The organism is Hyalangium gracile (assembly GCF_020103725.1).
GTDB classification, from domain to species: domain Bacteria; phylum Myxococcota; class Myxococcia; order Myxococcales; family Myxococcaceae; genus Hyalangium; species Hyalangium gracile.
Genome location: NZ_JAHXBG010000012.1, coordinates 157,162 through 177,868, shown reverse-complemented (window position 1 = coordinate 177,868; position 20,707 = coordinate 157,162). Strand labels below are relative to the sequence as shown.

General features: G+C 70.1%; 13 protein-coding genes. 2 read left to right on the top strand and 11 right to left on the bottom strand.

The genetic code is table 11. The annotated features are described in order from the left end of the window. Positions 1-33: 33 nt before the first annotated feature. The gene (locus tag KY572_RS24830) at positions 34-1,065 is read right to left on the bottom strand and encodes a patatin-like phospholipase family protein (protein ID WP_224245437.1); all 1,032 of its coding nucleotides are present in this window, start codon (positions 1,063-1,065) and stop codon (positions 34-36) included. Between the two features lie 134 nt (positions 1,066-1,199). On the opposite strand from KY572_RS24830, the gene KY572_RS24825 reads away from it, so the two are divergent. Together KY572_RS24825 and KY572_RS24820 are read left to right on the top strand one after the other, a co-directional pair. Further along, positions 1,200-3,194, top strand: coding sequence for a protein kinase domain-containing protein (locus KY572_RS24825; protein ID WP_224245436.1), 1,995 nt, complete (start codon positions 1,200-1,202; stop codon positions 3,192-3,194). A 1,010-nt stretch (positions 3,195-4,204) separates the two neighbouring features. Beyond that, on the top strand, positions 4,205-9,295 hold the full coding sequence (locus KY572_RS24820; protein WP_224245435.1) for an Ig-like domain-containing protein: 5,091 nt from the start codon (positions 4,205-4,207) through the stop codon (positions 9,293-9,295). Between the two features lie 124 nt (positions 9,296-9,419). Here the strand turns inward: KY572_RS24820 and purB are convergent, their stop codons facing one another. The 10 genes from purB to KY572_RS24770 all read right to left on the bottom strand — a co-directional run bounded on the left by purB (position 9,420) and on the right by KY572_RS24770 (position 20,703). Continuing rightward, positions 9,420-10,733 carry an adenylosuccinate lyase gene (gene purB, locus KY572_RS24815; protein WP_224245434.1) on the bottom strand — a complete coding sequence of 438 codons (1,314 nt, stop codon included), beginning with the start codon at positions 10,731-10,733 and terminating at the stop codon, positions 9,420-9,422. Then, positions 10,730-11,668 carry an ABC transporter substrate-binding protein gene (locus tag KY572_RS24810; protein WP_224245433.1) on the bottom strand — a complete coding sequence of 313 codons (939 nt, stop codon included), beginning with the start codon at positions 11,666-11,668 and terminating at the stop codon, positions 10,730-10,732. Before KY572_RS24810 ends, purB begins: the two co-directional genes overlap by 4 nt. Continuing rightward, positions 11,665-13,836 carry a protein kinase domain-containing protein gene (locus tag KY572_RS47855; protein ID WP_224245432.1) on the bottom strand — a complete coding sequence of 724 codons (2,172 nt, stop codon included), beginning with the start codon at positions 13,834-13,836 and terminating at the stop codon, positions 11,665-11,667. Before KY572_RS47855 ends, KY572_RS24810 begins: the two co-directional genes overlap by 4 nt. 95 nt (positions 13,837-13,931) lie before the next feature. Beyond that, positions 13,932-14,381: a dUTP diphosphatase gene (dut, locus tag KY572_RS24800; protein ID WP_224245431.1), complete on the bottom strand. Its 450-nt coding sequence runs from the start codon at positions 14,379-14,381 to the stop codon at positions 13,932-13,934. A gap of 22 nt (positions 14,382-14,403) precedes the next feature. After that, positions 14,404-15,225, bottom strand: coding sequence for a mechanosensitive ion channel family protein (locus KY572_RS24795; protein WP_224245430.1), 822 nt, complete (start codon positions 15,223-15,225; stop codon positions 14,404-14,406). A gap of 225 nt (positions 15,226-15,450) precedes the next feature. After that, on the bottom strand, positions 15,451-16,461 hold the full coding sequence (locus tag KY572_RS24790; RefSeq protein WP_224245429.1) for a M23 family metallopeptidase: 1,011 nt from the start codon (positions 16,459-16,461) through the stop codon (positions 15,451-15,453). Between the two features lie 9 nt (positions 16,462-16,470). Continuing rightward, positions 16,471-17,265 carry a hypothetical protein gene (locus KY572_RS24785; protein ID WP_407659995.1) on the bottom strand — a complete coding sequence of 265 codons (795 nt, stop codon included), beginning with the start codon at positions 17,263-17,265 and terminating at the stop codon, positions 16,471-16,473. A gap of 168 nt (positions 17,266-17,433) precedes the next feature. Next, positions 17,434-19,602 (bottom strand): polyribonucleotide nucleotidyltransferase, encoded by a 2,169-nt coding sequence (gene pnp / locus KY572_RS24780; RefSeq protein WP_224245427.1) that lies wholly within the window; start codon positions 19,600-19,602, stop codon positions 17,434-17,436. A gap of 386 nt (positions 19,603-19,988) precedes the next feature. Continuing rightward, positions 19,989-20,258: a 30S ribosomal protein S15 gene (gene rpsO / locus KY572_RS24775; RefSeq protein WP_224245426.1), complete on the bottom strand. Its 270-nt coding sequence runs from the start codon at positions 20,256-20,258 to the stop codon at positions 19,989-19,991. A 124-nt stretch (positions 20,259-20,382) separates the two neighbouring features. Continuing rightward, positions 20,383-20,703: a hypothetical protein gene (locus tag KY572_RS24770; RefSeq protein WP_224245425.1), complete on the bottom strand. Its 321-nt coding sequence runs from the start codon at positions 20,701-20,703 to the stop codon at positions 20,383-20,385. Positions 20,704-20,707: the final 4 nt, after the last annotated feature.

Genomic DNA, 20,707 nt, shown 5'->3' with positions numbered 1-20,707 from the left:
CAAATAAACACCGCCGACAGTCCACCCATCAGGTCAGGCTCGACCGAGGGGACTCCCCAGGTTCGCATCGATCCAGTCGAGGCCCGGCAGGGAAGCCGAGAACCGCTTCTCGGCCTCCGCGTCCAGCAGGCTCCTCATGCGCTCCGGGGCGAGGACCAGCCCCGACAACCACTCCATCTCGGGAATGATGGAGCGCACCCGGAAGTAGCGGGGCCCGAGCAGCTCGGCGCACTGCAGGTCCACGGTGTCCACCGAGCCCTGGAACAAGGCGTCCGGCAGGTACAGGGCCCGCCCGAGCAGCATCCCCCACCCGGAGCTGTCGAGCCGATCCATCACCCGCGGCAGCCCCGAGAGCATCCCCCGGCCGGGCGCGGAGGGATCCGCGGCGCGAGCCGTCGTCCCCAGGGACAGCAGCCTCAGATGGCTCAGTGGACTGCCTCCGGCGGCGCCATGGCGCTCCAGGTGAGCGCAGGCCTCCTGCACGGTGACGAGCGCGGGGTTGTTGGTGACGTACGCCCCATCCAGGTACTCGAGCCCATCCACCGGGCTGCGGTGCGGCGGCAGGATGGGGATGGCGGCGGTGCACGCGAGCGCGACGTCCACGAGCGTCCGGCGCCGCTCCGCATCGGACTCGAGGTCGAAGCTGCGGAAGACGCGCCTGCGCCACGTGGCCTTCTCGTACGCCAGGACAGCGAGCTTGCGCCCGCTCCGCTCCAGCTCCCCCAGGTCCACGCGCGCGCCGAGGTGGCGCTTGAACATCTGCTCGAACCCGGCGGCGATGTCCCGCGAGCCCCGCCCCCGCGCGTACTGCCACAGCCTGCGCGGGCCGGGGCGGAGGATGGCGCCGATCTCGTGGAACAGGTCGATGCAATCATCCAGGACCCGGAGGTTCTGGGCGGGAGTGCCTCGGCCAGCGGCCAGGATGATGGCCGCCGCGGCCCCATCGGACGTCCCCGAGAAGAGCTCCACCCGGGAGAGAAAGCCAGGGCGCGAGGCCTCGATGCGCCGCAGCAGGCGCAGGCCGAGCACGATGGAGATGCCACCATCCAGCGACAGGATGTTCATGGGGCTATCCGAAGTCTGGAGGGCCGTGACGCAAGAGCGAGATACGGATATGCTCACTTTTGTTCACTCATAGCGGAACATGTCCGGGAGTGCTTCTGGCTCCCTGGCAGCATCCTGGCGGCCCCCCACGGATCATGACCGAACGCCCGATCAGCGGCAGATACGTCCTCAAGCGGAGCATTGCGGGCGGTGGCATGGGCGCCATCTGGCTGGCACTGGATTCGCAGCTCCAGCGGCACGTGGCCATCAAGCTGATGGCCTCACACCACCTCACCTCGCCTGAGTCGCGGCAGCGGTTCGCGCAAGAGGCCAAGGCCATCGCCCGGCTGCAGAACCCGCATGTGGTGCAGATCTACGACTACGGCATCGACGAGGGGGACGTTCCGTACATCGTGATGGAGCTGCTGGAGGGCGAGGATCTCGCGGCGCTCCTCGAGCGGCGCCAGCGCCTGCCCCCCGCGGCGGTGGTGCCCCTGCTCAACCAGGTGGCCCGAGCCCTCACCGCGGCGCACACCGCGGGCGTCATCCACCGGGATCTCAAGCTGGGCAACATCTTCCTGGCCCGCCTCGATGGCGAGGAGGTGGTCAAGGTCCTCGACTTCGGGCTGGCGCTGATGGACGCGGGCGAGCCCCAGCAGAGCGAGGTGGCCGGCACCCCGCGCTACATGAGCCCCGAGCAGATGCGAGGGCAGGCGGACCTGGACCACCGCGCGGATCTCTGGTCGCTGGCCGTCGTCGCGTACCGGCTGCTCACGGGCGACTACCCCTTCTCCCCGCAGGCGCTCGAGCAGCTGCGCCAGGAGAGCACCTCCGTCTCTCCCACGCCCCCCTCGCGCCTGGAGCCCGAGCTGGGCACGCAGCTGGATGCCTTCTTCGCCCGCGCGCTCTCGCCGGTCCTCTCGCAGCGCTTCTCCTCGGCTCGCGAGCTGGCCGCCACCTTCTCCGCGCTGGTGCAGACCGGCCGTCCCACCCGCGCCACGAAGGTGCTCGTCGTGGACGACGAGCCTGACATGGCGCTGGTGATGCAGCTGCTGCTGCGCAAGGAGATCGAGGAGTCCGTCTACGAGTTCATCTTCGCCGCCAACGGCGAGGAGGCGCTGGAGAAGCTGCGCCAGCACCCGGACGTGGAGGTCGTCCTGTCGGATCTCAAGATGCCGAAGATGGACGGGCTCACCTTCCTGGGCCGCGTCGGCGAGGTGAACCCGCTGGCCAAGGTCATCATCGTCTCCGCCTACGGCGACATGAGCAACCTGCGCACGGCGATGAACCGGGGCGCCTTCGACTTCCTGGTCAAGCCGATCAACTTCGACGACCTGCGCAGCACGATGGAGAAGACGGTCAAGCACGTCCGGGAGCTGCGCCGGATGCTGCGCTCCACCGAAGAGAACGATCTGCTGCGGATGTTCGTGAACGGCGGCGTGGTGGAGCGGGTGCTCTCGGCGGTGCGCACGCCGCTGGGCGCCGTCGGCGAGAAGGTGGAGAGCACGGTCGTCTTCATCGACGTGAAGGACTTCACCGAGTGGACGCGCGGCGATCAGCCGGAGGCGGCCATCCAGCGGCTCAACGCCAACTTCGAGGTCATCGTCCCCGAGCTCGTCTCCCGAGGCGGAGTGGTGGACAAGTTCGTCGGGGACGCGGTGATGGCCGTCTTCCGGGGACAGGGGCACGTGGGCCGGGCGCTCGATGCCTGCCTCTCGGCGCGCCAGTTGCTGCGGGCCCTGGCCTTCCGGGCCGGTGAGGGCTCGCCGTACGCCCATGGCGTGTGCATCGGCGTGGACTCGGGAGCCCTGGTGTCGGGCAGCATCGGCACCCAGGGGCTGGGCCGGCTGGACTACACGGTGGTGGGAGACGTGGTGAACCGGGCATCCTGGCTGGCCTCCATCGCGGAGCGGGATCAGATCCTCATCCGAGAGGAGCTCCGCCAGCAGCTGGACTCGGGCTTCGAGTGCGCGCTGCTCGGTGCGCGCTCACTGCCCGGCATGAGCGCTCCGCTCCGCGTCCACGAGGTGGTGCACCGAAGGGAGGCCGTCGTCCCCTCCGCGGAGTCGACCCTCCGGCCGCCCATCCGGGAGAGCGCGCCCCTGCTGGCCGCCCTCAACGCGTCGGCCAAGGACGTGGGCTCGCGCTGAGCTGGATGAAGGCAGGGCGACGGGCCCCCGGAGCACGCGGCCGGATTTCGCGAGGCTGGCCCTCCCCTCCCGGAGATCCTTGAGCATCAGCGCGCAGGAGCGTCCGCTCATCGAGGCGAAGGGCCGCTGGCGATCCTTCAGGGTGATGAAGTCCTCGTAGCTGATCGAGCAGAGCCGGTGCGCTCCCAGGCACTCATGGATCTGCTGGGCGCGGGGCTCCGTCGAGATGGCGATGGCCTGCTGGTAGCCCCTGGCGCCGAGCAGTCCGGTGCGCAGGGCCATCAGCTCGTACCCGAGCGTGGGAGCGATGGTGGCGCGGCGGGTCCGCTGGTACGGATGCTCGGCGGCAATGCCCGTCATCAGCTCGTGCCCGAACACGCCGGACTCTCCCGGGGAGCCGTGCTCTCCCAGGTAGCCCTGCTCGAGCGCCTGGAAGAGCTCGTGCATCGGAGCCAGCCGCTCCGTCACCTTCCACTGGAGCGGGGTGAGGTAGTCCTTGGCGAGGCTGAAGCCCACCACGCACCCGCTCTCGCGCTCGAGCGCGACGACCCCCAGCTCCTGGTAGCAGGCCTCCTCCACGCAGGACTCCACGTAGGGCCGCAGCTCCTCCGGCGTCAGTCCCAGGGCCAGCGCCATCGGCTCACGCTGGGAGTAGACGGTGCAGGCCAGCGCCACCGTCTCCTCCAGGAAGGAGGGGTCGAGGACGCTGAAGACGATGTGGGCGCCTTCTCGAATGGTTCGCATGCCGCGACCTTCTGCACATCCCGGACCAGCCCTCTCCCCGCTCTGTTCCTGGCGGAAATGCGCCCCGCCAGAGCCTCCTGACGGGCCCTGACACACGCGTTGACACACGGATTGACACGTCGCTCCGGCTGACGGACCCGCCCCCCACCTCCCAGGTCGGGATTTCGGGGCCGGGAATGACCTCCCAGGGGGCTGGCCACGGTGTTGCAGAACGAATAGAGAGCCATCGTGCCTGGCCTGCGCCAGACACAGGAGCATCCAAGTCCATGAATCCCCATTCCCCCGCACGCATCGAGCCCCTGGGCTCCAGGGAGAACACTCCCTGGAGGAACCTCTCGGGTGCCGTCTCGCTGCCCTCCTCTCGCGTCCTCCGTGCGGCGCTGCTCGCCCTCTGCGGCATCTTCGCGACGGCCTGCGAGCAGACCCTCTCCGACGCCTCCCCGCCCACGAGCCAGGCCAAGGCCCTCGTCGGCGCGGACGGAGACTTCACGGTCACCGTGCCCAACACCGTCCTCAACCGGTACGCGGTGCTCGCCGCGGACGCCGCCGCGGGCGCCACCAGCGTCCAGGTGACGGCCGCCACGGATCTGGAGGATCCGAACTTCGGTCCCCTGGAGGCCGGCGATCTGGTCTTCATCATCCAGATGCAGGGCGCGTCCATCGACACCTCGGACGGCCCGGCGTACGGCACCGTCACCAACCTCAACGGCGCGGGCCTCCACGAGTTCGCCGCCGTCCTGCGCGTCGAGGGCAACACCGTCCACCTGGCGTGCAGCGGGCTGAAGAACAGCTACAGCCAGGCGGGCCGGACGCAGGTGGTGCGCGTGCCGCAGTTCACCAACCTCACGGTGGACAGCGGCGGCACGGTCGTCGCGGCGCCCTGGAACGGCCAGCGTGGCGGCGTCGTGGTGCTCCACGTGGACGGCATCACCTCGCTGTCCGGGACCATCAACGTCAGCGGCCAGGGCTTCCTCGCGGGCCTGCGTGACAACAGCTCGCAGGCCTCCACGCAGAGGGTCACCCTCTACCGCTCGGACAACCCCGCCGATGGCGCGCAGAAGGGCGAGGGCATCGCGGGCGATGGCACCACCTACGCGACGCTGAGCGGGCGCTACGGCCGTGGTGCTCCGGCCAACGGCGGCGGCGGCGGCAACAGCCACAACGGCGGTGGCGGCGGCGGCTCCAACGGCAACAACGGCAAGCTCTGGCGCGGCCAGGGCGTGATGAGCAGCACCGTCGTGGGCAGCGCGGCCTGGGCGCTCGACCCGGCCTTCATCTCCAACGGCAACGCGCTGACCGACGAGTCCGGCGGCGGCCGCGGCGGCTACAGCTACTCCGCCTCCAACGAGGATGCGCTCACCACGGGCCCTGGCAACGCACTGTGGGGCGGCAACCTGCGCGAGGAGGTCGGCGGCCTGGGCGGACACCCCGTCGACAACGATCCCACCTCGCGGCTCTTCCTGGGCGGCGGCGGCGGCGCGGGTGATGGGAACAACGCCGCGGGCGCCGATGGCGGCAATGGCGGCGGCCTCGTCTACCTCATCTCCTCCACCGTGAACGGCTCCGGCTCCATCTTCGCCAACGGTGGCAACGCCCAGAACACGACCTCCCCGCACAACGACGCCCCCGGCGGCGGCGGCGGCGGCGGAACGGTGGTCGTCCTCAGCAGCGACCTGTCCGGCATCGCCGTGTACGCCAATGGTGGCGCCGGCGGCCGGCAGCTCATCACCACCGCCGAGTCCGAGGGCCCGGGCGGCGGTGGCGGTGGCGGCTACATCGCCCTGAGCGGTGGCACCGTGACGACGTCCGTCGAAGGCGGCGACTCGGGCAACACCACCTCGTCGTCCCTGACGGAGTTCCCCGTGAACGGCGCGACCTTCGGCGGCTCGGGCCAGGTGGTCGCCGCGCCCGCCATCCCACTCCCGTGGCTGACGTGCGTGCCCCTGGATCTCGCCGTCACCATCGACAACGTGGACCCCGTCGTCGAGCCCGGGCTGACCTACTTCTACACCATCACCGTCACCAACTCCGGCCCGGCGACCGCGACGAACGCGCCGTTCTCCGTGCCGCTGCCCGCGAACGCCTCGGCTGTCACGTGGACGTGCACCGCCGCGGGAGGCGCGACCTGCCCGGTGGCGAGCGGCACGGGGGCCATCACCTCGACGCTCACCGTGCCTCCGGGCGGCTCCGTCACCTACGAGTACGAGCTGACCGTGAGCGAGATGGCGACGGTCGGCAACGTGGATGTGACGGCCACCATCTCGGAGCCGGCTCCGGGCCTCGACAGCGATCCGTCGAACAACACCGCCACGGACAGCAACCAGCTCCTGGCGGAGTCGCAGGTGTCGATCATCCTCACCGACGCGCCGGATCCCGTGGTGCAGGGCACGCCCCTGACCTATACGGCCACGCCCTTCAATGGCGGCCCCCACTACACGGGGCTCATCACGGTGACGTTCGACGTGCCCACCGGGACGACGTTCTCCAGCGCCAGCGGGCCGGGATGGACCTGCTCGGAGGCGGCGCGCAAGGTCGTCTGCACCTATCCGAACCAGGGCATCGGCCTCGGCTCGCCCATCTCCATCGTGGTCATCCCCACCATCGAGAGCGGGACGATCCGGGCCGACGTCTACGTGGAGGCGCAGACCGACGGCAGCCTGGAGGACAACTTCGACTCGACGACCACGAGGGTCATCGCCGCCAACGACCCGCCGGTGAACAACCTGCCCACTGCGCAGAGCACGCCCGAGGACACCTCGCTGACGCTCTCGACGGCCAACGGCAATGGGCTGTCCATCAGCGACGTGGATGTGGGCAGCGGCAACCTCGAGGTGACGCTCACCGTCACCCACGGCACCATCTCGCTGGGCGGAACCACCACCGGGCTGACGTTCTCCGCGGGCGATGGCACGTCGGACACGACGATGACCTTCACCGGCACCCTGGCCGCCATCAACGCGGCGATCCAGAGCCTGACCTTCGCGCCGGACGCCAACTACTTCGGCGAGGCCAGCCTCACCATCACCTCGAACGACCTGGGCAACACCGGCCCCGACGGCCCGAAGAGCGACACGGACACCCTGCCGCTCACCGTCAACCCCGTGAACGACGTGCCGACGGCCACGGATGACTCGGCCACGGTGACGGAGAGCACGGAGGGCAACTCCATCGACGTGCTGGCCAACGACTCGTTCGCGCCCGACATCGAGGAGACCCTCACCGTCGTCACGGTGACGCAGGGCAGCGAGGGCGGCACGGTGACCATCGCCGACGGGGGCACCCGCATCCTCTACACGCCCGCGCCGGGCTTCTCGGGGACGGAGACGTTCACCTACACCATCAGCGACGGCAAGGGCGGCAGCTCGACGGCCACGGTGACCGTCACGGTGGAGCCGCTCCCCATCATCGAGCGCCGCGTGGTGGGCCGGGGCTGCAGCGCCTCGGACGACGGCGGCCCGCCGAGCGCCCTCTGGATGGCCCTGGCCCTGGTGGGCCTCACCGTCCTGGGTCGCCGGGGCGCGCGGGTGTCCTCCTCGCGAGGCCTCCGCGCCCTGCTCGGGCTGGGAGCCGTGGCGGTGCTGGCGGCCTCCCCGTCCGCGCGGGCGCAGAGCTCCACGGCCATCGACGTGCAGCAGTTCAAGCCCGCTCCGGGCAAGGCGGACGTGCTGGGCCTGCACGGCGCGGGAGTGCCGGGACACCTGGCGTGGCGCGCCGGCCTGTACCTCAACTACGCCCATGAGCCGCTGGTCGTCATCAACGCGGCCAACGAGGATCTGCTCCAGCACCTGGTGAAGAACCAGCTGGGCTTCGACCTGGTAGGCGCCATCGGCCTGGGGAATCACTTCGAGCTGGGGGCGTCCGTTCCCCTCAACCTCCAGCATGGCGAGTTCAACGAGCAGGCCTCGGGCCCCGTGGAGCAGACGTGGAAGGGCGGCCTGGGCGACCTGCGGCTGGTGCCCAAGGCGCTGCTGCTCGACCACGAGGGCCTGCGCCTGGCGCTCGCCGCCCCGGTGGTGCTCCCCACCGGCGGCAGCAAGGATCTGCACGGCCAGAAGGGCGTCGGCGTGCAGCCGCGCGTCGCGGCGGACTACGCCTTCGACAACGGCACCCGGCTGCTCGCCAACGTGGGCGTGAGCCTGCGCAGCCGCCAGGAACTGCTCAACCTCTCGGTGGGCAACGAGCTGAGCTACGGGCTCGGCGCCGCCATCCCGTTCCAGGTCCGGGGCCATGATCTCACGGGCATGGCGTCGCTGGCGGGCGCGCTGGGCCTGGGCGCCACGGGCGGAGCGGACGAGGAGGAGATCCCCCTGGAGCTGCTGGCCGGGCTCCAGTACCACTTCAACAAGAACGTGCTGGCCACGCTCGGGCTGGGCCGAGGCATGACGGTCGGCTACGGCATGCCCTCCTTCCGGGTGTTCACCGGCTTCTCCTGGACGGCGGAGGCGCCTCCCCCGCGTCCGAAGGACTCGGACGACGACGGCCTGCCAGACACCGAGGACAAGTGCCCGGACGATGCGGAGGACAGGGATGGCTTCCAGGACGAGGACGGCTGCCCGGACCTCGACAACGACCAGGACGGCATCCCCGACGTGGCGGACAAGTGCCCGAACGAGCCGGAGGACAAGGACGGCTTCCAGGATGAGGACGGCTGCCCCGACCCCGACAACGATCTGGATGGCCAGCCCGACACGGCCGACAAGTGCCCGAACGAGCCGGAGGACAAGGACGGCTTCCAGGACGAGGACGGCTGCCCCGACCCCGACAACGATCAGGACGGCAACCTGGACGGCCAGGACAAGTGCCCGCTGCAGCCGGAGGACAAGGACAACTTCCAGGACGAGGACGGCTGCCCCGACCCCGACAACGACCGGGACGGCGTCGTCGATGGCGAGGACAAGTGCGCGACCGAGCCCGAGGTCATCAACGGCGTGGACGACTCGGACGGCTGCCCGGACGAGGGCAAGCCCCAGGTCGAGGTCCATGGCCGCTCGATCATGATCCTCGAGAAGGTGTACTTCGCCACCAACAAGGACGTGGTGCTGGCGCGCTCCTTCCCGCTGCTGCAGCAGGTGGGACAGGTGCTCCGGGCCAACCCGCAGATCACCAAGGTTCGCGTCGAGGGCCACACCGATGACCGCGGTGCGGACGACTTCAACATGGACCTGTCGCAGCGGCGCGCGGGCAACGTCCGCAAGTACCTGGTGGAGCAGGCGGGCATCGCTCCGGAGCGCCTGGAGTCCGAGGGCTACGGAGAGACGCAGCCGGTGGACACGAACAAGACGGCCCAGGGCCGCGAGAACAACCGCCGCGTCGTCTTCACCATCCTGGAGATCGATGGAAAGCCCATGGATCCCTGATCCCGGCGAAGACTGACTGAAGCACCAGAGGGCCCGGGTGAAGTGCTACCCGGGCCCTCTTTCCTCGAGGTGGGAGTCCTCCCAGCGCGCGCGAGCGGTGGCCCAGGCCGGCGCCGGGCGCGCCCTACTCGCTGCGGCCGAACACGCGGCGGAAGATGTCGTCCATGTGGCGCGTGTGGTAGCCCGTGGAGAAGCAGTCGTTGATCTCCTCGGGGGTCATCATCTTCAGCAGATCGGCGTCCTTCAGCAGCGCCTCGCGGAAGCCCACGCCCTCCTCGTACATCTTCATCGCGTTGCGCTGGACGATGACGTAGGCGGCCTGCCGGTCCATCCCCTTGCGCGCCAGCTCCAGCAGGATGCGCTGCGAGTTCACCACCCCGCCCAGCAGCTCCACGTTGCGGGCCATCTGCTCGGGGTAGACGCGCAGGTTCTCCATCAGCCCCGCGAAGCGGTGGAGCATGAAGTCCGCCACGATGGTGGCGTCCGGGCCGATGACGCGCTCCACGGAGGAGTGGGAGATGTCCCGCTCGTGCCACAGCGGCACGTCCTCCATGGCGCTCACCGCGTAGCCGCGCAGCAGCCGCGCCAGCCCCGTCAGGTTCTCCGACAGGATGGGGTTGCGCTTGTGCGGCATGGCGCTGGAGCCCTTCTGGCCCGGCGTGAAGGGCTCCTCCGCCTCGCGCACCTCGGTGCGCTGCAGGTGGCGGATCTCCACCGCGAACTTCTCGATGCTGGTGCCCAGCAGGGCCAGGGCCGTGAAGAACTCCGCGTGCCTGTCGCGCTGGATGATCTGGCTGGAGGCCGGCTCCTCGTGGAGCCCCAGCTTGCGGCACACGTGCTCCTCCACGGAGGGAGGCAGGTGCGCGAACGTCCCCACCGCGCCGGAGATCATCCCCACGGCGATGGCCTCGCGGGCGCGCTCCAGCCGGGCGCGGGCGCGGCTCAGCTCGTCGTACCAGATGGCCAGCTTGTGGCCGAAGGTGATGGGCTCGGCGTGGATGCCGTGGCTGCGCCCCATCATCACCGTGTTCTTGTGCTCGAAGGCGCGCCTCTCCACCGCCGCCATCGCCCGCGCCAGCCCCTGGAGGAGGAGATCCACCGCGTCGCGCAGCGTCATCCCCAGCGACGTGTCCAGCACGTCCGAGGACGTCATCCCCATGTGCAGCCAGCGGGCGCTGGGGCCGATGCGCTCCTCCATGAAGGTGAGGAAGGCGATGACGTCATGCTTCGTCGTGCGCTCGATCTCCTCGATGCGCGCGGCATCCTCCGGCGTGAAGTCCCCGGCGCGAGCCCGGCAGTCCTCCAGCGCCTCCTTGGGGGCGAGCCCCGCCTGCACCATGCCCTCCAGCGCGGTCAGCTCCACGTCCCGCCAGCGGCGGTAGCGGGCAACGTCGGACCAGAGGGCGGCCATCTCCTGACGGCTGTATCGTGGAATCACTCGAGCACCTTGACGGGAAAGTCCCGCTTCGCCGCGTACCGGAGCAGTTCCATCGCGACGTCGCAGGAGGAGCTCAGCTTACGGGTGGCGGTGAGGCTGATGGACAGATCCATGCCCTCGGGCTGCGCCACCGCCAGCGCGCCGGGGTCCACCTTCTCGTGGATGATGCGGTTGGCGAGCCGCCCGGCCTGCTGGCCGATGGCCGTGGGGCTGGGAGCCAGCGAGAGCGTGGCGCCCTCCTTCACCTGGCTGGGCGTCAGCGCCACCAGGGGAATCTTCTGGGTGGTGGCGAAGGTGATGAGCGCCTGGACGACGGCGGTGTTGGCCACCGTCTTGTCGGCCACCATGAGCAGCGCGTCCACCTTGCCCGCCGCGCCCCCGAGCACCTTCTCCACGCGGGCCTGCGTCTCCACCTCCAGCGGGACGATGGTCAGCCCCTGGGCGCTGGCGGCCTCCTGCGCCGCCTGCACCTGCTTCGCCGAGAAGCGCGGATCATGCAGGATGCCCACCCGCTTCGCCTTGGGCACCATCGCCTTGAGGGCGCCCAGCTCCGGGGCGTAGTCGCTCGTCAGCGCGATGCCGGTGACGTTGGGGCCCTCCAGGCCGTACTTCTCGAAGTAGGGCACCATGACGAAGAGGACGGGGATCTCCTCGCCCAGCGAGCGGCGCGCGGCGTTGGCCGCCAGGGGCCCGATGGCCAGCACCAGCGCCGGCTTCTGCAGCGACAGCGCCTTGAAGACGCGAGCGGCCGCGGCCGGGCTCTCGTCCAGCATCATCTCCTGCACGTCGGCGTTGGCCTCGGCGCGGAAGCCCGCGAGCACGGAGGCGTAGGGCGCGAGCGCGGAGGACTTCACCGCCACCACCTTCGGGCGCGCCTGGGCGGCGGCCACCACCGGCAGCAGCGCGAGCAGCAGCGCGGCCCCGGTGCGCCTCATGGCTGCACATCCGCGCAGCAGCGGAAGCCCACGGTGGGCTCCGGCTTGCCTGGATCACCGCTGATCCGTGCCGAGCAGCGGACCGCGTAGCCGGGCCGGTCGAAGGCGCCTCCCTTCTGCGTCCGGTTCAGGTCATTGCCCGTGAAGGGCGAGGACGTCCACTCCGCCACGTTGCCGGAGAGATCGGCGACCTGGTAGGCCGAGCGGCACTCCTCGAAGCGGCCCGCCTCGGCCAGCTTGCGATCCTTGCCCTGGGCATCATCGGTGTTGCAGCGCTCCGGGTTGAATGGGCCCGGGTACGGGTAGCGCGAGCTGCCGGGCCCCTTGCAGGCCTTCTCCCACTCCTCCTCCCGGCAGAGCCGCTTCTTTTCCTTGTCGCAGAGCTGCCGCGCCTCCTCCCAGGTCACGCTGACGCGGGGCTGGGCGCCCTTCTGGTTGGGGTACTCGTACTCGTCGATGCAGAAGGAGACGACCTGGACGCTCCGCAGCGGCCGCTCATCCACCATGCGGTCCTGCTCATCCGCGGGTGCGCCCTGGTTGAAGGCCCCGCCGCTCACCAGCTTCATGCCCGAGGGGCAGCGGCCCACGGGAACCATCGGCCCCACCTCCGCGGGAGTCGAGGGAGCCGAGGGCACCGAGGGCGTCGGCGGCGGCCGCGGCGGCTGCGCCGGGAGCCCTCCCCCGTTCTCCTGGCCCGGCGGGCCCATGCGCTTGAGGATGAGGTAGCCAACGGCCGAGCCCGTGGCCAGCCCCGCGACGGTCAGCAGCACGAGCCAGAGGGCCGGCATGGACCGCTTCTCCACCTTCTTGGAGGTGCGCGGAGCCGCCTGCTTCGCGGACTGGCGAGCGCCTGTCGCCGCAGGCGCCGGAGCCCGGGCTGCACTGGCCGTCGCCGCGGAGGAAGCCGGGGGCTGCCCCGAGGCGGAGAGCCTGCCGGGGCGAGACTCCCCGGAGAGCCGGGGCTCGGGAGGCTTGTCCGCCCCATCGGGCTTGGCGGCGGCCACGGGAGGCGCCGCCATGATGGCGGCCAGCATCGCGGCATCCATCGGCTGGGTGGCATCCACCGGAGGCAGCTCCGGCGCGGGCGGCGACCGCACCGGCAGCGGCGGAGAGACGCTGGCGATGGGGAGCTGATCGGTGGGCACCGGCGGAGGTGGCTTCTCCGAGCTCCGGGCCGTCTGGGTGAGCGCCGAGCTGCCCAGCGGAGCCGCCTGCGGCGCCGGACGCTTCAGGGCGGCCGGCCCCTTGGCCACGATGGAGGAGAACTCGGCGGAGAACTCGCCCGCCGTCTTGGGGCGGGCCAGCGGGTTGGAGTTGAGCGCGCGCCGGTAGAGCGCCTCGAAGGCGGGCGGGAGGTCCGGATTCTTCATCAGGACCTCGGGGATGCCGTCCGCGTCCGGCATCAGCCCGGTGAGCATCTCGCCCACGATGACCGCGAGCGAGTAGATGTCCATGCGCGAGTCGATCTCCCCGTTGGAGACGTACTCGGGGGCGATGTAGCCCTCGGCGCGGTAGCCCTTCTGGGCCTGGACGAACGGCAGGCGCGGGATGCCCAGGGCGAGCCCATAGTCGGTCACCTTGAGCACGTCCGGCAGGACGATGATGTTCTCCGGCTTGAGGTCCGAGTGGGGCCCGTACCGGTGCGCGGCATCCAGCGCGGCACCCAGCTGGCTGAGCAGCGGCTCCACCTCCTTGAGGGTGAAGGGCTGCCCCTTGGCCGCGCGCATCTCCATCATCCGGCGCAGCGGCATGCCTTCGATGACCTGCGAGGTGAAGTACGGGCGATCCTGGTCGAGGCCCTCCTCGTACACGCGCGACAGGTACGGGTGGTTGAGCTTCTTGCCGACCCGCATCACCAGCGAGAACTGGGTCCGCTCCTCGGGCTCCTGGAGGAGCCGGGGGTTGATGACCTTGAAGGCGACGTCGACATCCTGCGAGCGATCCTGCGCCCGGAAGACGTAGCCAACGGGCCCGGCGCCCAGCAGCTCCTTGATGACGTAGCGCCCGGCGGCGACGTCCCCCTGCTTGTAGGGGGCCCCCTCCACGCCCCCTCGCTTGCGCGCGGAAGCGCCCGAGGCCTGTCGAGCCGCGGCGTCGAACTTCTGGCCGCAGGTAGGACAGGTGTCGGTCGTATCAGGGACGTGGCTGCCGCAGCGGTAGCAGAGCACGAGAGGGGACTCCGACTCCTTGCATGGGCCCTTTGCCGGTGGCCCACACCCTCCTTATCCTGCCCACTCCCAGGGCAGCAAGGAACGAGCCGGTGTCATCGTCCGGTGGAGCCGAACCCACCTTCCCCCCGAGGGGTGGCGTCCAGGACGGCGACCTCCTGGATCTCCGCCACGGTGACAGGCGCCACGACCAGCTGGGCCACCCGGTCACCTCTACGCAGGGTGAAGGGCTCCTGGGAGAGGTTCACCAGGACGGCGTGGACCTCGCCCCGGTAGTCCGCATCGATCGTCCCGGGCGAGTTCAGCAGGGTGATGCCGTGCTTGAGCGCCAGCCCGGAGCGGGGCCGCACCTGCCCCTCGTAGCCGGGAGGCAGCGCGATGGCCAGCCCGGTGGGTACGGCCAGCCGCTCGAGGGGGCGCAGCGTCCGCTCTCCATCGATGTCCGCCCGGAGATCCATCCCAGCGGCCTGGGCCGTCTCGTACCGAGGCAGCGGCAGGGGATCCGGATGGTCGGGGCGCACGCGTCGAACCTGCAGGGTAGCCATGCGCGTGCGACCTAGCACGACCTCAGCCGGTCTTGGGGAGAATCAGGTTCTGCGACTGCATGGGCAGGGCGTACCCGGAGAGCGCCAGGGCCTCCTGGATGGCCTGGCCCATGCCGTCCTTCACCGGGTTGGCACTCGGCGGCTTGCACCAGGCCTGCACCGCGAGCACGGGCCCCGTCACGGTGAACTCCTCCACCTCGACGGAGACGGCGGGCTGGGCCAGGACGTCGGGGACGCCCGCCACCCTCGCCTCCAGCGCGCGCTTGACGGCCGGGACATCGCAGCCGTGGACCAGCGGCACCTTGATGGTGATGCGCCGGTTGGGGTGGTGGCTGAGGTTGACGATGTTCTCGCCGAGCAGCCGGCTGTTGCCGACGAAGATGCGCAGGTTGTCCGGCGTGTCGATGGCGGTGACGAACAGGCCGATCTCCTGCACCATCCCGGTGACCTCCCCCGAGGTGATCTCATCGCCCACGCGGAAGGGGCGCAGCACGAGCAGGAAGACGCCCGCGGCGAAGTTGGAGAGCAGCCCCGACCACGCCGAGCCGATGGCGATGCCCGCCGCCGCCAGCAGCGCGGCGAACGACGTCGTCTCGATGCCCAGCATCCCCAGCAGGCCCAGCAGCAGCAGGATGGTGAGGGCGCTGGAGAAGAGCGACTCGACGTAGCGGATCAGCGTGGCGTCGATCTTCCGCTTCTGCATCGTGAGGTGCAGGACGCGCTGGAATCCGCCGATGACCGTGCGCCCGATGAACCACAGCACGAGCGCTCCGCCCAGCTTGAGCAGGAAGGGCAGCGCATCGGTGAGCGCCAGGGTTTTGAGCTGCTGGATGAGTGCTTCCATGTCGGGGGGACCTCGGGCGGGGCCTGTCTGAAAGCCGACAGTTCTAGAGCCGCCCCGCTGGAGTTAGCAAACGCGGTGCCTGGGACAGCTCCCTCGCCTACCCCTCGGAAAACCGCCGCTTGCGAGGAGCCTCCTGCCTCTTCCGCGCTGGAGGCCGGAGCGCTCCCCCGCCACTGACATGTCAGTACCAGTTCTGACGTGTCAGCGCGGCCGCCCGAACGTGGCTCAGAGCTGGGAGCCGGTGGCCACGGCGCGCGAGCCGGAGCGGAAGCGCAGCGGGTCCACGGGCTGGGAGGAGAGCTCCAGCTGGTAGTGGAGGTGCGGGCCGGTGGAGCGGCCCGTGTTGCCCGAGTAGGCGATGACGTCCCCGCTCTTCACGCGCTGGCCCACCTTCACCAGCAGCTCGGAGTTGTGACAGTAGGCCGTCGTGACGCCGCGGCCATGGTCGATGATGAGCACCCGGCCGTTCACCGCGTCCTCGCTGGCGCGGCGCACGGTGCCATCCTCCACCACGCGGACCTCCGTGCCCTGGGGCACGCTGAGGTCCACGCCCGTGTGCAGCTTCCGAGTGCCCAGCGTGGGGTGGATCCGGTAGCCGAACGGGCTGGAGACGCGCGTGGCCTCCGGCACGGGCCACTTCAGCCCGAACGCGGTGGTGAGCGCCAGCGCCTGGGTCGCCGCCACCGTGGCGTCCTCGTAGCCGGGCGGGAGCTGCCGGGAGAGCTCCTCCAGCGTGAACGGGCCTCCCACGGCCGACACGCGCTCCTGGGCATAGCGCGCGGGGATGCGCCCCGCGAACACGGCGGTGAGCCGGGCCTCCTCGCTGGGGAACTCCCCGGCCAGGCCCTCGAGGAGCTTGCGCGTGGCGTCTGGCCCCTGCGCCGCGTCCAGCAGCGACTCGGTGGGGATGCCCAGCTCCATGGCGAGCCCCAGCGCGGGCTTGCGCGCCTTGGGCTGGAGGCCCTTGAGCGCCAGGTGCGTGCCGTAGGCGAGCGTCTCGACCTCGGAGAGGGGGCGCACGGGTGGCGCCTCCGGGACGAGCGCGGAGGGCGTCACCCCGGAGCTGCTCACCCCATCGTAGTAGGCCAGCAGCGGGCGGGCGGTGCTCCGGGAGTTGAAGGCCCAGGCCGCGCCTCGCCGCACCAGCGCGCCCGCGGGCGTGTGGTGCCAGGCGGTCCACAGACACAGGGCGGCCATCAGGAAGTCGAGCAGGCCGCGTGCGTTGCGAGAGAACACAGGGCCACCTCAGCGCAGGAAGGAGAGGACGGGAGAGGCATCCAGCGCCGCGGCCAGCGCCAGGGGCACCGCCAGCGCCGAGCCCACGAGCCCATACGAGAGGGCCTGCAGGCGGTTGTGGACGTTCTCCTGGGAGGCGGTGTCCGCGTGCTGGAGGTTGCGCAGCACCGCGCGCCACCCCAGCGTCACGAGGATGCCCGCCAGCGCGCCCAGGGCGAGCCCTCGCGCCGCCATGTCCGCGGCCTGCTCGCCCAGCAGCTCGCGCCAGGAGAGGTACACCGAGCCCTGGACGAGCCGGGCCACCGCGCACGCGCCGGCGAGCACCACCGCGCCGGTGGCCAGCGGGCGCGTCCAGCGAAGCGTGGTGGGCTTGCGCAGCGAGCGCAGGAAGAGCTGCCGCCAGGTGGGGCGCGTGTCCTGCTGGAGGTACTTGCGCCAGGGCTCCTGCTCCAGGCTGGCGCGGGACTCGCGGTAGCCGAGCGCCGGCAGGGCCAGCACCAGGTCCACGGAGAGCTCCCAGGCCAGGGCCAGCGCCCGGGCGATGAGGGTACGCCGCTCCAGGGAGATGAGGTCCACCAGCCCCTCGGTGACGGTGGAGGCCCCCACCAGCCTGTCGAACGCGGAGTCCACCAGGTCCACCAGCGACAGGAGCCGGTCATCGAGCGTGTCCGCCGCCGCGTGGACGCCCACGGCGATGAGGGCCAGCAGCCCCAGCGGCATGAAGGCCCAGCGGAAGCCGCCGATGAAGCGCGACACCCCCGAGATGAGGCCGGACGGCTTGGCGGGAGGCGTCAGCGAGGGCAGGGACACGGAGGCTCCGGGAACATGCTCGCGCCTTCAACGCGCGGGCCGGCCGGAAGATCTTCCCCGTCCTGGCACCGGGTGCCAAGCCACCCCCTGAAAACACGAACGCCCTCCCCCACCCGGAGGTGGAAGAGGGCGCCGTTCAGCCCCTGAGGCTCAGGCCGTGGTTCAGGCCTTGGCGTTCGGCTGGGTGGGAGCGGGAGCCCCGTCGCCGGCCGGAGGCGTGGCGGCCTGCTGCTGAGCGGCGGCGCGCTCGGCCATGGCCTCCTTGCGAGACAGGCGGATCTTGCCCGTCTTGTCGATGCTGACGACCTTCACCAGCACCTCGTCGCCCTCCTTCAGCACGTCCGACACGCTCTTCACGCGCTTGTCGGACAGCTCGGAGATGTGGATGAGGCCGTCGGTGCCCGGGAACAGCTCCACGAAGGCGCCGAACTCGGCGATCTTCCGCACCGTGCCGGTGTAGATCTTCCCGATCTCCGCCTCGCGGGTGAGCGCCTGGATCATCGCGATGGCGGCCTTCACCGAGTCGCCGTTGGCGCTGGCGATGTCCACCCGGCCCGAGTCCTCGATGTTAATCGAGGCGCCCGTGCGGGCGATGATGTCCTTGATGACCTTGCCGCCCGGCCCGATGACGTTCTTGATGTACTCGGGACGGATCTGGATGGTGGTGATGCGCGGGGCGTACTGGCTGATCTCCTTGCGCGCCTCGGGCATGGCCTTGAGCATCTCGCCCAGGATGTGGATGCGGCCCTGACGCGCCTGCTCCAGCGCGCGGCTCATGATCTCCGTGGTGAGGCCGGTGATCTTGATGTCCATCTGGATGGAGGTGATGCCCTTGGTGGTGCCGCACACCTTGAAGTCCATGTCGCCCAGGTGGTCCTCGTCACCGAGGATGTCCGAGAGGATGGCGATCTTCTCGCCCTCCTTCACCAGGCCCATGGCGATGCCGGCCACCGGCGCCTTGATGGGGACGCCCGCGTCCATCAGCGCCAGCGTGCCGCCGCACACCGAGGCCATGGAAGAGGAGCCGTTGGACTCCAGGATGTCCGACACGATGCGGATGGTGTACGGGAAGCTGTCGCTCTTGGGCGCCATGTTGCGCAGCGCCCGCTCGGCCAGCGCGCCGTGACCCACCTCGCGACGACCCGGGCCGCGCAGCGGCTTGGTCTCGTTCACGCTGAACGGCGGGAAGTTGTAGTGCAGCATGAAGCGCTTGAAGGCCATGCCGCCCAGCAGCTCCAGCCGCTGCTCGTCCTCGCTGGTGCCCAGCGTGGTGACGACCAGGGCCTGCGTCTCGCCGCGGGTGAACAGCGCGCTGCCGTGGGTGCGCGGGAGCACGCCCACCTCGCAGGTGATCTTGCGGACCTCGTCGTGGCCGCGGCCGCCGATACGGCCTCCGTCCACGGTGATCTGCCGCATGTGCTCGTACTTCAGGTCCTCCACCACCGCCTTGGCGTGCTTCTCCACGGTGGGGGTGAAGCCCTCGCCCAGCTGCTCCTTGAGCTTCGCCACGGCCTCCTTCTTGGCCTTGCCGAGCGCGTCGTAGCGAGCCGCCTTCTCCTTGATGGTGTAGCCCTTGACGATGCCGTCCCAGGCCAGCTCACGCACCTTGGCCTTGAGCCCCTCGTCCACGGAGGGCAGCTTCTCGTAGGCGCGCACCTGCTTGTTCAGCTCGCGGCGCAGCTCGTCCTGGATGTCCAGGGCGGGCTGCACGGCCTGCTTGCCGAACTCGAGCGCGGCCACCATGTCCGCCTCGGACACCTCCTCGGCGCCACCCTCGACCATGACGATGGCCTCGCGGCTCACCGCCATGACCAGGTCGATGTCGCTCTGCTCGCGCTGCTTGTGCGTGGGGTTGGCCACGAACTTGCCGTCCACGCGGCCCACGCGGATGCCGGCGATGGGGCCGTTGAACGGGATGTCGGACACCCACAGCGCCGCGGAGGCGCCCGTAATCCCGTGGATGTCACCCTCGTTCTCCGGGTCCGCGGAGATGACGCTGGCGATGACCTGCGTCTCGTACGCGTAGCCCTCGGGGAACAGCGGGCGGCAGGAGCGGTCCACGAGGCGGCTGGCCAGCGTCTCCTTCTCCGTGAGCCGGCCCTCGCGCTTGAAGTAGCTGCCGGGGATGCGGCCGGCCGAGTACAGCTTCTCCTGGTACTCCACCGTGAGCGGGAGGAAGTCGACGTCCTTCTTCTCCTTGGCGCTCACCGCGGTGACGAGCAGCATCGTGTCGCCGTAGCGCACCACGACGGCGCCATCGGCCTGCTTGGCCATGCGGCCGACCTCGATGCTCAGCTCACTGTCACCAATCTTGACGGTCTTCTTCAGCATGTCTTGCCTTTGCTTCCTGAAAGGCCCCTGCCGTGCACGTCCCGCCTCGCCGTGTGCGAGAAACGGTTCGCGCCCCGGAGGGGGCCCCGGGTGTTGAGCGGTCGCCAGGCCTTGAGACAGGCGGAATCAGGCAACCGCGGTCTGACTGCACATTGGGGCGCCTGGGAGCGCCGGAGAGGGATCCCGCGGAATTTTGATCCCTGATCGCGGAGGCCGACGCCTGTCGGCCTCTCCGAACGGAAACCAAAACCTCCGCCAGCACCCCACGCCCTTGCTCCTTCCTCGCCCCTCCTCACTTCACTTCACTTCACTTCCAACGTCCAAACGACGACACACCACAAACGCAAGGGGCGCTGGTGGATGCCAGCGCCCCAGGTGCTGCGAGCCTACTTGCGGATGCCGAGGCCCTCGATGAGCTTGCGGTACCGCGCGGTATCCTTGGTCTTGAGGTAGTCCAGGAGCCGACGGCGCTGACCGACCAGCTTCAGCAGACCGCGCCGAGAGTGGTGGTCCTTCTTGTGGGTCTTGAAGTGCTCGGTGAGCATGTTGATGCGCTCGGACAGCAGCGCCACCTGCACCTCGGGAGACCCGGTGTCCGTCTCGTGGGTCCGGAACTTCGTGACCAGCTCTGACTTACGCTCCTGATGCAACGACATGTTTCTCTCTCTCGAAAACCCCGCTCCGGTGGAACTACGAGGCGCCGCGGTCCGCGGAGGGGTACAGACCGGGCCTTTCTCTACTAACGATCCGGGGGCTTATAAGCTTCGCCTACATCAGCGGTCAACCTTCAAGGCCTGGCTGGTTGCTCGCTGGAGGACGGGACAGGGCGAAAACGAAGACCTTGTGTCCGGCAGCGAGCCCTGAGCCCCGCTCCTGGCGGCTCGACGTCTCACCGATGACCAGGTGCATGTAGCGGCCGCCGGGAGTGCCCCGGTCCCCCGCCAGCAGGCTCCGGGTCCTCGGGTAGAGCCGCAGCAGCGTCTCCACCACGTCCCCGAGGTCCGCGGTGGCGGGCAGGCCCAGGCTCACCACGGAGCGCCCCTCGAAGGCGTTGCGGAGCGGCGGGGCCACCACCACCATGATGTCGAGCGCGCGGGCCAAGAAC